15 protein-coding genes and 1 pseudogene are annotated in these 14,290 nt (G+C 37.1%); 4 read left to right on the forward strand and 12 right to left on the reverse strand.

Translation table 11 applies throughout. The features are described from left to right. Positions 1–40: 40 nt before the first annotated feature. On the reverse strand, positions 41–175 hold the full coding sequence (locus RZN25_13005; GenBank protein MEQ6377734.1) for a YuzL family protein: 135 nt from the start codon (positions 173–175) through the stop codon (positions 41–43). Positions 176–463: 288 nt separating this feature from the next. On the opposite strand from RZN25_13005, the gene RZN25_13010 reads away from it, so the two are divergent. Continuing rightward, entirely contained in the window at positions 464–1,183 is a 720-nt protein-coding gene (locus RZN25_13010; GenBank protein ID MEQ6377735.1) for a 3-ketoacyl-ACP reductase, read from the forward strand. Between the two features lie 93 nt (positions 1,184–1,276). Next, positions 1,277–2,443, forward strand: a complete 1,167-nt coding sequence (locus RZN25_13015; protein ID MEQ6377736.1) for a tetratricopeptide repeat protein — start codon at positions 1,277–1,279, stop codon at positions 2,441–2,443. 225 nt (positions 2,444–2,668) lie between these two features. On the opposite strand, the gene RZN25_13020 is transcribed toward RZN25_13015, so the two are convergent. Further along, positions 2,669–3,163, reverse strand: coding sequence for a hypothetical protein (locus RZN25_13020; GenBank protein ID MEQ6377737.1), 495 nt, complete (start codon positions 3,161–3,163; stop codon positions 2,669–2,671). 122 nt (positions 3,164–3,285) lie between these two features. Between RZN25_13020 and RZN25_13025 the strand changes: the two genes are divergently transcribed. After that, positions 3,286–4,206, forward strand: a complete 921-nt coding sequence (locus RZN25_13025) for an ADP-ribosylglycohydrolase family protein (GenBank protein MEQ6377738.1) — start codon at positions 3,286–3,288, stop codon at positions 4,204–4,206. Between the two features lie 52 nt (positions 4,207–4,258). On the opposite strand, the gene RZN25_13030 is transcribed toward RZN25_13025, so the two are convergent. The 4 genes from RZN25_13030 to RZN25_13045 form a co-directional block, all read right to left on the reverse strand. Then, positions 4,259–4,735, reverse strand: coding sequence for a GNAT family N-acetyltransferase (locus RZN25_13030; protein MEQ6377739.1), 477 nt, complete (start codon positions 4,733–4,735; stop codon positions 4,259–4,261). A gap of 227 nt (positions 4,736–4,962) precedes the next feature. Further along, positions 4,963–5,481 (reverse strand): hypothetical protein, encoded by a 519-nt coding sequence (locus RZN25_13035; protein ID MEQ6377740.1) that lies wholly within the window; start codon positions 5,479–5,481, stop codon positions 4,963–4,965. 109 nt (positions 5,482–5,590) lie between these two features. Next, positions 5,591–5,860: an SHOCT domain-containing protein gene (locus RZN25_13040; GenBank protein ID MEQ6377741.1), complete on the reverse strand. Its 270-nt coding sequence runs from the start codon at positions 5,858–5,860 to the stop codon at positions 5,591–5,593. 88 nt (positions 5,861–5,948) lie between these two features. Further along, entirely contained in the window at positions 5,949–6,164 is a 216-nt protein-coding gene (locus RZN25_13045; protein ID MEQ6377742.1) for an SHOCT domain-containing protein, read from the reverse strand. Positions 6,165–6,429: 265 nt separating this feature from the next. Between RZN25_13045 and RZN25_13050 the strand changes: the two are divergent. Then, a pseudogene (locus RZN25_13050) lies at positions 6,430–6,543 on the forward strand (zinc ribbon domain-containing protein). 604 nt (positions 6,544–7,147) lie between these two features. On the opposite strand, the gene RZN25_13055 reads toward RZN25_13050, so the two are convergent. The 6 genes from RZN25_13055 to treP all read right to left on the reverse strand — a co-directional run bounded on the left by RZN25_13055 (position 7,148) and on the right by treP (position 14,068). After that, entirely contained in the window at positions 7,148–7,414 is a 267-nt protein-coding gene (locus RZN25_13055; GenBank protein ID MEQ6377743.1) for a hypothetical protein, read from the reverse strand. A gap of 420 nt (positions 7,415–7,834) precedes the next feature. Beyond that, the gene (locus RZN25_13060) at positions 7,835–7,912 is read right to left on the reverse strand and encodes a YjcZ family sporulation protein (protein MEQ6377744.1); all 78 of its coding nucleotides are present in this window, start codon (positions 7,910–7,912) and stop codon (positions 7,835–7,837) included. 846 nt (positions 7,913–8,758) lie between these two features. Further along, positions 8,759–9,313 (reverse strand): hypothetical protein, encoded by a 555-nt coding sequence (locus RZN25_13065; protein MEQ6377745.1) that lies wholly within the window; start codon positions 9,311–9,313, stop codon positions 8,759–8,761. 444 nt (positions 9,314–9,757) lie between these two features. Beyond that, positions 9,758–9,994, reverse strand: a complete 237-nt coding sequence (locus RZN25_13070) for a hypothetical protein (GenBank protein MEQ6377746.1) — start codon at positions 9,992–9,994, stop codon at positions 9,758–9,760. Between the two features lie 379 nt (positions 9,995–10,373). Continuing rightward, positions 10,374–12,050: an alpha,alpha-phosphotrehalase gene (gene treC, locus RZN25_13075; GenBank protein ID MEQ6377747.1), complete on the reverse strand. Its 1,677-nt coding sequence runs from the start codon at positions 12,048–12,050 to the stop codon at positions 10,374–10,376. Between the two features lie 83 nt (positions 12,051–12,133). Next, positions 12,134–14,068, reverse strand: coding sequence for a PTS system trehalose-specific EIIBC component (gene treP, locus RZN25_13080; protein ID MEQ6377748.1), 1,935 nt, complete (start codon positions 14,066–14,068; stop codon positions 12,134–12,136). Between the last annotated feature and the right edge of the window lie 222 nt (positions 14,069–14,290).

Genomic DNA, 14,290 nt, shown 5'->3' on the forward strand with positions numbered 1-14,290 from the left:
TATATTTAGGGACTTACTTATTCAACTGGTTGCTATCACCCTAGAAGCTTTTTTTCTTCCGTCTAGAAGAATCCATTTTCTTTTTTCCTGTCTCCCTATTTGTAGTTCCTTGCCCCTCGACCTGCGGGGAATTTAACCCAATCGTTGACGGATTCGCTTTTGGTCTTTTTGTCACTCTACTCACCTCCAATTATATTGTTCCTTAAAAAAGCATTGTTATAATCGACAGGTGCCTGTCACCACGACACATAATGATAGCCCAACCAGATATTTTCATCACCGGTGATGCAGACTTTCTAACTAAAGGTATAAGAGAGAGATTTGTTATTTACTCTCGATCTGAATTTCTAAATTATTTTGGGTATATTTAATGAGTAAAAAAACATCATGACGCACCTTGAATTCGATTCCTTGTTTTGGGCAAAAATATTTTTGTTGTAATGAAGAAGGAGAGTGATTCATGATGTTATCGTTGGACGGGAAGACAGTTATTATAACTGGTGCTGGAAGAGGGATTGGTCGTTCTACTGCCCTTGCTTTAGCTAAAGAAGGTGTGAATGTTGGGTTAATCGGTTTAAATATGGATAACCTTGAGAAAGTCACAGCTGAAATCAAAGAAAGCTATGACGTCAACATTTCGGCTGCTTCTGCAAATGTAGCTGATTTGGATGCTGTAAATCACGCCGTTGAGCATATCCAATCCGATCTGGGACCGATTGATATTTTAATCAATAATGCAGGGACAGCTAAATTTGGTGGGTTTCTTGATTTGTCACCAGAAGAGTGGCAAAATATTATTAATGTGAATTTGATGGGCGTTTACAATGTCACTCGAGCTGTATTGCCTGAAATGATTGAAAGGAAAACAGGAGACATTATCAATATTTCATCAACCTCAGGGCAAAAAGGGGCACCTGTTACAAGTGCGTATAGTGCGTCAAAGTTTGGTGTCTTAGGACTAACTGAATCGTTAATGATGGAGGTACGAAAACATAACATTCGTGTCACAGCATTTACGCCAAGCACAGTGGTTACTGATCTGGCTCACGAGTCAAATCTTATCACGGGTGATCCGGAACGAGTGATGCACCCAGAAGATCTTGCTGAATTGATTATTGCTAGTTTGAAATTAAATCGAAGAACTTTTGTGAAATCGGCTGGTCTGTGGTCAACGAATCCATAATCTCTACATAGAAATCCCGCATTTTTGTGGGATTTTTCTATTGGAGTTAAACCTGTTACACTAATAGTAAAAATGACAGATAGGAGCATACATATGTCAGCAGCAAATGAAGTTTTTAATATAGAGGAACATATAAAGGATTTTGTAACTGAGGAGAACAAAGAGGAAATAAATGTCATCGTAGAAGAATTTAAGCGTGGCCACTTTTTGAATGTCTTAAACAAAACAAAAAGATTTCGGGAAGGACATGAGGTAGACAAGCCATTAGAGAGGATTTTGTTACTGTTGGATGCTACCTGTCATTCCCAACTTGGAGAAGGAAAACGCGGGGCAGAAATTATTATGGATTTATATAAGGAGTCAGAGAAAAATCGACAGGTGCCTGTCACCACGACGATTGATGATTTAATTCTGTACGGAAATATAGCCTTCATGAACGATTATAAGCTTGCTCGTAGAATTCTTTCAGATGCTGTCAATCAAATAGAAAAACAGGAAGACTTCGATCCTATGAAAGCGGCCAGTACCTATTTAATTCTAGGGGAAGCAGAAGAGCAATTAGAAAAGCTTGTCCGTGCCACTAGATATTTTGAACAAGGCCTAGCCTATTTTCAGAAAGCAAATGAAGTGGATAAACACTTGATTGCCTTTCTTCATTTTAAACTTGGCACTCTTCATTCTTCCTTAAATAAAATTGACGAAGCCATTGAACATTTACAAAAAGCTATGGAACTTGCGGGTGAGCTTAATAATATAGAAATGAAAATCAACTCTATGGTGAGCCTTGGAAGAATGTATGGTACCAAAAAGGAGTATGACAAAGCTGGTAGCTATTTGAAAGGGGCCCTCCCACTTTTAGAAGGTTCTACTCTTGAAAATAAAATTGCCCATGCTGAAGCATATACGGAATTGGCGTATAATTGCTTCGATCAATCACAGCTTGATGAAGCTGTTCCATATTATGAAAAAGCGATCAACATTCACTTAAATCTTCCTAGGTATTCCTCAAGAGAACTTGGAATGATACTCATGCAGTATGCGTATTGCCTGGAACACAAAGAAAATCCAGATAAAACTGCTGCGGGGAAAAACTATGAAAAAGCCATAGAAGAACTTGAAAAAACCAATGATGATGATCTACTCGAGAATGCCTTAGCTGATATCATCGCCTTTTTTGAAAGTACCAAAAATGGAAAGAAAAAACGCTTCTATGAAAATAAATTTGTGAAGTTAACAAATGACAGAATGAATAAGATATAGAATGTTTAGGGTCAGGACCTACGGGTGTTCCTGTCCCTAAAGTGTCATTAAGTAGATCTCTGCCCCCGTTAAATATATTGTAGTGAGGCTGACTAAAAACCATATTGATTTAAAAAACTTTGTTAAGGAAAGTTAGCGGCAGTGTCCCAAAAATTTTATATTTCAACTTATCATCTCCTCATAAGAAAACAAGCAAGTCCTACTAGTAGAATACATTCTCTCCATCTATTCAATTTCAAAATTCATTTTCCCATCTCTATACTTCACATATGGGTCACCTTTCGAACTAACTAATAACTTTTCCTCATAGATGTCAGCTACTTCACTCCATTCAATCTTCTTACCATTCTGCTCAACTTCAAGTTTAATATGATGCCAAAATGTATGCCCATCTGCATATTCCACTTCCTCGATTTCAAAATCAGTTAATTTATAATTTTGATTCTTGAGGAATTCAATTTTCTTTAAATAGAATTCTTTTGCCTCTTCCTTTGAAAGGTTTGTACCATTACTTTTGTTTTGATTCGTTTTTTCTGGATCATAATCATAAAGATATAGTTGTTGAAAAGCCTTTTCATAATTTTCGTCAATGATTGATTGGTAATAGACCTCGATCATTTTCTCCGATTTCTGTTCTTCCATTTGTTTTTCTATAAAATTACATCCCGATAGCGTAATGGTCAACGTAGCGATCAACATAAGTAAGAATGGGTTTTTCATGTAATCCTCCCTAAAAATATGTACCTGTCGACTAAACTATATTTTACCATAATGGACATGTGACAGGTTTCTTGATTGGGATTCTAGTATGATTAAGAAAAGGTGTTGGGAGGTATTGAAGCGTGGAGAAGTTCGATAGATTTTTAGGAAGTATGTTCGGTTTGGCTGTTGGTGATGCTGTGGGAACTACGGTTGAGTTTAGGGCCAGAGGGAACTTCTCGCCTGTTGAAGACATGGTGGGTGGGGGACCTTTTGCGTTGAAGGCTGGACAATGGACGGATGATACATCTATGGCATTATGCCTTGCAGAAAGTTTGATTAAGTGTGAAGGAGTGGATCTCAGTAATCAACTGGAGAAATATTTAGCATGGTACGAGGACGGTCATCTAAGTAGTACAGGAGTGTGCTTTGATATTGGTAATACAACAAGACAAGCTCTATTGAATTTCAAGAAAACTCGTAACCCTTATAGTGGACCTTCAGGAAAATACGATGCTGGGAATGGTAGCATCATGCGACTTGCTCCTGTTGCTATACTATATTCATATGATTCTAGTAAAATGGTCGAAATGTGTGTGGAAAGCTCTAAAACGACGCACCAGTCAAAAGAGAGCTTAGATGGCTGTGAGTTGTTTGGTGCTCTCATTTATGGGGCTTTGGAAGGACAATCTAAGGAAGATGTTTTATCAAGTGAGTTGATTGGCCAATACTCGTCTAATTGGAGTTCTAGCATTCGAGAGATAGCTTTAGGATCTTATAAAACAAAATCAGAATCTAAAATTTCAAGTTCTGGCTACGTTGCACATACTTTGGAAGCTGCACTTTGGGCATTCTACCACACTCAAAATTTTAAAGATGGTTTACTAAAAGTCGTCAACTTAGGAGATGACGCTGATACAACGGGTGCTGTTTATGGTCAATTGGCCGGGGCTTATTATGGTATTAATGCGATTCCTTTAGAATGGCGTGAAAAAATCGTTATGTATGATACCATCCAAGAGTTTACGGAAAAATTGTTTGAGTTGCATCAAAAAATGAGTTAACAGTGATACCTTAGGGACAGGAAGACCGATAGTTCCTGTCCCTAAAGAACCATTAGCTCACAAATTCCTGTATAAATTTTGAGTTTTCATTTCTTTCTCTATAGTTGCCATTGGTAAATTCCTGGATGATTTTTCTCCAAAAGGATTGAGCAGGTTTGTTGGGTGCTATTTCACTGATTTCCCAATTTCCTTGATGCATTCGAAAAAGATCATAGGCAACTTTTTTCCCAACACCATAGCGTCGATATTTTTTCATCACAAAAAATTCATCCATACTAAAAAAGTTCCTATACGGACTAGTTCGATACGATACCAACGCAAAACCAGCCAATTTGCCATCCGCAATAATCAGATAGGCAAAACGAGAAGGGTCCATCCAATAGTCATGAAAAGAAGGATAATCCAAAAATGCACCATTATCAGTAACATCAATATTTATGTACTCGGAAAAATCATAAAAATAATATTGCATGAGACTTCGCAATACTTCTTTTTCATGGAGCTCGGCCCTCTTTATCCACAAATTCATATAATCTTCCCCCTTCTCTAAAGGTATATTAATCACAGCAAATTACATGAACAAATTGTGCGATTTATTGTGAAAAATTGACTTTGTAATGACTGTTTTAAAACGTTGCAGTGTTCAAAAAGTTCAAAAAGCAACCATCCTATATACCAAAGTAAGAAAAAAAGGTATGCGAATCTCGCATACCTTAAAAATTATAAACAATAGTTACTCAATCAAACACTCACGTATCATTCATTTGAAAACATTGGATGATTCATTCCGCCTGACATTCCTCTGAAATTAGCACTGGGTGCCGCTCCATTAGTTCCATGCATCGCATTATACATTTCATTCATTTGTTCCTTGCTGAAATCTGGATGTACTTCCTCCATTATATCCAACATTTGTCCATAATTCACAGGACCATCATAGTTTTGCATGAATTCTACCATTTTATCAAAACCTTCTGGGGATAGATTGTTCATTATACCACTCATTTGGTTAAAATCAATAGCATTATTTGGGTAGTTCATTTCCTCAAAATTAGAACTTGGTGCTGCTCCAGTAGTACCATGCATCGCATTATACATATTTTGAATATATTCTTTTGACCAGTCTGGATGAATTTCTTCCATTCTTTGACTCATCTGCCCAAAGTTCAATGTACCTTTTCCCTTACTAACTGTATTGTCTTCATCAGCTGCTACTGCAATTCCTCCTGCAAAAATGATCCCTAGGGATAATGCACCAACTACGATTTTTCTCATCTTGTTCAGCTCCTCTGTGCGAATTTTAACTCTAGTGAAACCTATTCTTCACCTATACCCGTTATGGTAAAATAAAAATGTGCAAAATTGGTGAGTTTTTAGTGACGAATTATTTGGATGATGTTAATATTTTTATTTTTCTACTATATTCTTCCTCATCAATTTCCCCTGAAGCATACCTTTTCTTTAGAATTTCAATAGCTTGATCTGAAGATTTTCCCTGGCCTCTATTTCCCTTCACTAATTTGTATATAAAGAAAATGATCCCAGCTATCAAAAGCAGATTTACTAGGTTAGATCCTATAATCCACCACCAGTTTGGTCCACTTCCATAGTTATACCCATAATCAAACATATGACCCATCATTCCATAACCCATGTCCATTTATTCTCCTTTTTAGAAAATTTGGCATTTGCCAAGCCTTTGTGACCAATGCCTTAGTTGCACTTATGCAGATAGGAAAGCTTTATACTTTCCTATCTTCCAAAATAGATTTTTTTCTTTGATATTCCTCATCACTAACTTCCCCATTTACATATCTTTTTCTTAAAATTTCGAGTGCATCTTCTGTGTTCTTATCATTGTTTAGGCCAAATCGACCATGAGTAGAATTATTATAGTTCAGGAAAAGATATACCAACAACCCAACAATTAGTAAACTAAATATGCCGCCACCCATCATATTTACCCCTTCTTTCTTCTTAATTTGATTCCATTAAACATCTCTTCTCTACTCCACCTTAAGGAACACATAATACTTATCCCTTCACTCGATACTATAAGGGGTATTTGTCGAGAAATTGATTAGATTGTGTGAACTTTTTATGAACATCAAAATTTTATTGAATCTTATTTTTCTTTATTAAAAAAAGACTACACAATTGGTAGTCTTGTAATGTAAGATTATTCCCATTTTTTTTAAATGAAATAGGTTCTTTAGCTGCCTCCTTTATCTATCTGAACGTACATACCATTGTTCATGTGGTTACGTGGCAGATCGTGACTACAATTCAGCTATCAACATCAAAAATGAAGGATTAAGATTATTAGCGTCATCATAGAAACAATAACTCTTGGAACAAGAGGGTTAGCTCGGTCAGTTTTCGTTGGCTAGTAAAAGCAACGATAAGTCGAGAAGCCCCCACTTCAAGCGACCCGTAAGGTGGTAAGTGGTGGGAGTAGTTCACAATATTGTGTACTTGAATAGATTGTTACTTCATTTGGTAATGATTTTTGAATACTGGCAATTAATTTGTTCATATCTTCAAGAAATACTATTTGTCGTCCGGTTAATGGTTTATTATATGTAGAATTATCATCATACTGGTGAGAGGCTGTTGTGATAGCTAGTTTAATTGAGTCCCAATCTTCGGAGTTAGATGAGTCGAGGTACACCAATGGATCCATAAATCTTTCAAGAGTTAATACTTCTCTAGACTTGGGACTGTTCCTCCGCTCTCATTACAAGAGGTTCATAAGTCATACCCCTACCTTCACAAGGATAAATGCATTTCAGCTTTTACTTGTTTCGGATGACAGTCCTTATTTCAACGTTCCCTGTTTCCCAAGTCCCTTACAACGTTTTAAAGAGGAATTTGTTTCACTTACACTCTTGTTATCCGTTTGTTTGATTACTCCACCTTTAGTTTAGTTAAGGTTACGAATTTACTCTACCTTCAATTCATCGGGGATGGTTGGAAAAGGTGGTTCCGGCGTAAAGGTGTCAATTGCAACATTGATAATCAATATAGTCCATAGAATCATAGTGATTACACTTCCAATTCTTATCAACTTAATCTGAATATCTGATAGCTCAGGAATTTCTTTGTATCTCCAACGATCTAAAAAGAAAAAACTTTCTTCTGGTTCATAGAGACTCCAAATGCAAGAACCATAAACAGGTATTGAAAACACTATGAGAATGAATAACATTGTTCATCCCCCTTTAGTAGGATTTATTATCTATACGATACTTCTTAATAAAAGTTTCAATCTCTCTTCTTCATTAGTTCAGTTCTTCATGGTGCCTTACCGTTTGTTATTGTACAATCAAGCCCTTCACTTTAAGATCACTTATTAATAATTTATTTTATCATAAAATTCCAACAACTCTTGAAAGTATTCAAATAAAAAGAATCGCAAGTAATTAATGACGATCCTTTTGCTGTACTAAAGCTTACCGCTACTTTTTAAGTACACCTTTTCACAAATTCTATTAAGCTTAAGTATATTTTAGCATTAAATGGATTGAATTTAGTTTGACACTTTGATCAATGGCCTCTTGCCTTAGGGATGATTCTATTAAAAAGAGGCCACCTCTGGGAAGTGGCCTCTGAGATTATTTACATTTTATTAGACAACGTAGGAAGTCCCCACAATGATTAATAAGATGAATAACACTACGATTAATGCAAAGCTATTTGTATGCATCTCATCAACACCTCCTCATGTTGTTCACTAATAACCTATGGAAATAACCCACTTTTTGTTTAGGATATTAGCCCAATCGGAGGAAAACTGGGTGATTCACCTAGATGTTTTCTTCGTTTATTAGTTTTAAAAAATTCTTTCCAAATATAAAGTCTTTCTGCTGATCAGGGATTGAAAGGTTATCCACCCAGCCTTTTTTATGTGAGTAATCATATTCGTTATATTTCGTCATTCCATATGGTCCATCACACCATATAGAACTATTCGATATCCTAAAGCATCAACTGTTTCCTTGCACTAACCACGGGGTAAGATAGTCACTAGAAGTTTCAATTTATACATTCGGTTTATCTTTTGCATAGTCCCATAGCTTTTTCCAAAAATGGAAGTCCAGTATGTACATGAATAACTTTAAGGTCAGGATATGTGTCAGGCAAGTATTTGTAGGAGTCTGGTTCTGAAGATAGATGAATGATCATGGGGATTTCTTTTTCTTGGCATAATGCTGCGAATGGTATCGAGGGATTTTACACAATAAGAATGCATGAACGGATGAGCTTTTACTCCAATGAAACCAGGCTTATCAAGATATTGCTCCAGCTCTTCTACTGACTATGGTATTAAAGGATTAACAGCTACCCATCCCAGAAAACGATCGGGAAACCTTCTAATTGCATTGGCAACTATTTCATTATCTGGTTTGGTGAAAATTTTGTGAGATCCATTTACTTTGAAATAACCGTCTTCTACTAAACTGTTATAAAATTTTAAACCTACTGAGAGTGTATGTAGGATAAGAAATTTCCCCTTTCCTTTTAAAGTGCTAAATTTTCCTCCAAGGTCTCTTTATTCTAATGTCTCAATGGTTTCAAGTTTCCCTTCATTAGGAGTGTTTTTGTTCCAAACATAACCAATTAAATATTCTTCATTCTCTTCCACCAAATAATATTCGTTGCGAGAGACTCTAACCTCCTTGTTATCGAACAAAATATAATATTTTCTATCCTTTAGTAATTTCTGTTCAACTTCGTATACACCAGTGGTGGACATGTCATTAGCCTGATAGTAAGTTAATGAAAATATGCCTACCAGTGATGTAATAACGAGCACAGACAACAGACTAGTTTTCAGGCTAGATAATTTATTGGCCCTTCTCCGTAAATATTTAATGAAAAAGAAAATATAGACCAGAAACAACAGAGGAACTACAAACATCGCTATGGTTGAGGGTAAATACATCATTTCATGTAAGGAGTAATTGTAATCCGCTATAGCTTGAACTCTACCAAGTTGTAAACCTATGAATGCCGTGTATATGAAGCCTAACAGCCAATACAACGTGATCTTTTGTGCTCTATAGTATTTTTCGGCTTCCCTTTCTTTAGAAAAATTTAAGTACATATGAAAACCCCTTTCCAGTGACTCACCTTTTTTGATTCTCCCACTATAAAATTATGTTTTTGGAATTTAATTAAAACCTACGTTTTCCCGGATAATACTTCTTATATAATTTGTAAAAGGTAGTCATCTTTTTGCCTGTATTAGAACGGCCTAGCCTTATAACCATGGAAAGAACAACCAAAATAAGTATGAGTGGTAACATAAATTTTATAAACATTCCTATTACTATCGACATGCGATTCACCTCTTTTTGTTTTTTAAAAGACTTGATTCCGGGTGCCGTAGACTATTGAATCCTCCCAAACCTTTTCAAAGTCTCTAAAGCATCAAGTGTCAATACTCCCGTCCAATTCTCTTTTGCCTTTTCCCATACATCTAAATAATCGTTCCAGGCCCAATTTGGCTCAAGATTCCCCACGATTTCTATTCGTTCAACCTAATAATCTAGGTTTTTATGAATTTCATGATAGTTATGGGGGAAGAGGCTGGCATTTGAATATCGGATTCTAGGCCGTGACCAAATCCTCCATCCTCGTTCTGAAACTTAGCTAATGCGTTAATTACTTCATTTTCCTGTCCGTTCATGAAAGAATATTTAACTAAAGCCTGTTCAAGCTCGCGACCGTTTTGGATGATCCAATGTATCGAGGACTCTTTGGCTTCCTTTGAGAGCTTTTTCATCATTACCACTCCAACCCACTCTATATTTCTACTTATTATTATCCCATAACTTTGGGTACAAAAATAGATTTAGCAAGAAAATTCACTAAAGGGTAAAAAAGTTATCTCATTAATATGATTAGGGGGTATGCTTCATACCCCTTATGAACACCATAACTTCTCTCAGCTGCATCCGTTATATGCTTCATACTTCCTATGAACACCATAACTTCTCTCAGCCGCATCCGTTATATGCTTCATACTCCCTATGAACACCATAACTTCTCTCAGCTGCATCCGTTATATGCTTCCTACTTCTTATGAACACCATAACTCCTCTCAACTGCATCCGTTATATGCTTCCTACAACAAAAAAAGGCAACCTGATCTCAAAATCAGGTTACCATGGTTCCTGTCCCTCCGGGTGTTCCTGTCCCCAATAAACCACAGATTCATAAGCCCTTAACTTTATCTCATCTGTCTCTTTTGGAGAATCCTCGTAGTTAGAGATCAAAACCTTTAGTCCATTTATCGGTAATTTCACAGTAACTTCCTCCGCATAGAAATTGTTAACTACGATCAACCGCTCATTTTCCCACTTTCTTGTATAAGCAAAGATTTGAGGGTGGTCTTCTAAAAGCAATTCATAATCTCCATAGGTGATGATGTCATATTTTTTACGTAGTTCAATGAGTTTTTGATAGTGACTAAAAATCGAGTAAGGATACTTCACTACTTTTTCAGCGTTAATCTCCTTATAATTACCCGCGAGTTCAATCCAAGGAGTGCCATTCGTAAATCCACCATTTTTCCCATCGGACCATTGCATCGGGGTTCTGGCGTTATCCCTAGACTTTTGCTGTAAAATCTCTATTATTTCCTTGTCAGATTTCCCTTTCTGCTTCAATATCTCATAAGCATTCAATGATTCCACATCTCTATACTGGTCAATGGAAGTAAAACCAGGGTTCGTCATCCCGATTTCTTCTCCTTGATAAACATATGGAGTGCCTTGCATCATATGAATGGTAGTTGCTAGCATTTTTGCAGATTCTTTATGATATTTTTCTTCGTCACCAAACCGAGACACTACGCGAGGCTGATCGTGATTACACCAAAAGAGGGCATTCCATCCCCCACCTTTATACATTCCAACTTGCCAATGAGATAAGATTCTTTTCAATTCAATAAAATCAAATGGCGCCTTTGTCCACTTTTCCCCGTTAGGGTAATCGACTTTCAAATGATGAAATTGGAAAGTCATGTCCAATTCTTTGCGTTCTGGATTGGTGTAAAGGATACAATTTTCTAATGTAGTTGAAGACATTTCCCCAACTGTCATCATGTCGTGCGGTGAAAAAGCTGCTTGATTCATTTCATGCAAATACTCATGGACTCTTGGACCATCAGTGTAAAACTTTCGGCCATCTCCACTCTCATCATTTGGAAAACGTTGATCCTTTGAGATGAGGTTAATGACATCAAGTCTAAATCCATCAATTCCTTTTTCAGCCCAGAATCGAATCATTTCCACTAATTTTTCTCTAACCTCTGGATTTTCCCAATTAAGATCTGCTTGTGTTACATCAAATAAGTGGAGATAGTATTGGCCCGAATTCTCATCATACTTCCAGGCTGAACCACCAAATTTCGATTCCCAGTTGGTTGGCTCATGTCCATCTACAGGATCCTTCCAAATATAAAAATCACGATAGGAATTCGTTTTAGAGAAAGCCGATTGTTTAAACCATTCATGCTCCGTAGAGGTATGATTAATAACTAAATCCATAATTAATTTCATACCTCTTTTATGGGTCTCATCCAATAACCTTTCAAAATCATCCATGGTCCCATACATTGGTTCAATGGAATAATAATCACTAATATCATAGCCATTGTCCTTTTGTGGAGATTGATAAACAGGTGTTAACCAAATCACATCTATTCCCAATTCTTTTAAATAGTCCAGCTTCTCAATTATTCCCGGGATATCTCCAACCCCATTACCAGTCGTATCATTAAAGCTCTTGGGATAAATCTGATACACGGTTGCCTTTTTCCACCATGCCTCACTCATTGCATTCACTCCTAGATTGTTTATAGAATGAAACGATCAGTCATTGGGAAAAGAGATCCTTCCTCAATGACTGATCGCTTTTTTTATAATTTTCTTTTTGCAATAACATACGTTGCGATAAATGGCAAGAGAATAACAATTAGCATCCCAATTGCAAAGGAGAACCAATCGGCTGCTACAATGGATAGGATAGCTGGTATACCTCCAACTCCAACTGAGTTTGCCTTTACACCTTGGAAGGTGATAAAAGCTGCAGCAATTGCGGTCCCAATAATTGCAGCGATAAACGGATACCTATATCTTAGATTTACCCCAAACATGGCAGGCTCTGTTATTCCTAACCATGCAGAAATACCAGAAGTTCCGGCAAGTCCTTTTAATTTTTCATCTTTAGCAGCAAACATCATTGCAAATACAGCAGCTCCCTGGGCGATGTTGGATAAGGCTAATATCGGCCACAAAAATGTAGTCCCTGTACTTCCGATTAGCTGTAGATCCACCGCAAGGAATGTATGGTGCATCCCTGTAATAACCAATGGAGCGTATACGGCACCGTACACTAGCCCTCCAATAATTGGTGCTGCCTCAAACACAGTGACTAAACCATCAGTAATCCAGTTTGCTATGGTAAAGGTGATAGGACCAATAATCAAGAAGGCTAGAAAACCTGTGACTAACAAGGCTACGGGGGCTACAACTAATAATTGCAACGAATCCATCACGCGTTTTCTGAGAAAAATTTCTATTTTAGCTAGAACCCAAGAAGCAACTAAAACAGGTAGAACTTGTCCCTGATAACCAACCTTTTGAATTTCTAATCCAAAAATATTCCATGTCGGAATAGACCCTTCTGCTTGAGCAATTCCATAGCCCCATGCATTCAGTAAATCTGGATGGACAAGCATTAAACCAAGAACGACTCCTAATAATTCATGCCCCCCAAACCGTTTAACAGCAGACCAACCAATTAAGGCAGGCAAAAATACGAAAGCCGTATTGGCAATAAGATTGATCATGCTTGCAATTCCTGCCCACTGAGGATAGGTCTCTATGAGAGGTGGTGCCTCTCGTCCAAAGATTCCTGGATTCGCTAAAATATTATTGATCCCCATTAATAAACCTGCTGTTACGATAGCAGGTAAAATAGGAATAAAGATATCGGCTAACGTCTTAATTCCTCTTTGTAACGCATTCTGCTTTTGTCCACCAGCAGCTTTCACATCTTCTTTAGATGCTTCCTGTATGCCAGTTTCATGTACCATCGCTTTGTAAACTTTATCGACGGTTCCTTGTCCAATAACAATCTGAAATTGACCATTTGCGGAAAAAGAACCTTTCACCAATGGCATTTGCTCCAACTTCTCATGATTTACTTTTTTCTCATCATCAAGAGCAAACCGCAGGCGGGTTACACAATGAGTGGCAGCATGTATATTTTTCACCCCACCAATAGCAGCTACAATATCAAGAGCTTCCTCACTATATTGAAGTCCTCCCGTTGATTTTTGCTGCTCGTTAGATTGTACAACCCCTTTATCTTTCACTTTTGTTCCTAATAAAACAGAATCGACTGCTATTACATCATTCTCTTCTGTTTTCCGTAACTCTTCAAACTGATCCCCGTTGGTTACTATGATAGGAGTTACGATGCTTTTAGCTTTTTCCTTAATAAAATCTAAGTCAAAGGTGACTAGGGGATCTCCTGCTTTTACTTTGTCTCCCGCTTCCACATGTGCTTCAAAACCTTCTCCTTTAAGCGCAACTGTCTCCAAACCAATATGAATTAATAATTCCAGTCCAGAAGGATGTAGTAACCCAATGGCATGCTTCGTAGGAAAAACTTGTATGACTTCCCCATCAAAGGGAGCCACTACTTTCCCATCCTTTGGGTCTATCGCTATTCCATCACCCATCATTTTCTCTGCAAAAGTCGGGTCTGGAACTTGATTTAAAGCAACCACATTACCACTTAGAGGAGAATATATTAAAATTTCTCCCGCTTCTTCTTTATTTGCCATTCAGTATGCCTCCTCCATGTTAGTAAATTTTTTAAGTTAGGCAAGGGGATTTTGTTTTAGCTTTCCCTGAAGTTTCTAAGAAATAACATAAAGTGAAACTTCAATTAGTGGCCGTTCCCCCTCTGATTGTTAGCAACCAAGGGTATAAAACTAATCGGACACTTACGGGCAGCCACCATGAAGCAAAGCTTCATCAACAAGGATGAAAAATTTAATGTTTTA

It is taken from the genome of Bacillaceae bacterium S4-13-56, from assembly GCA_040191315.1.
Taxonomy (GTDB): Bacteria; Bacillota; Bacilli; order Bacillales; family JAWJLM01; genus JAWJLM01.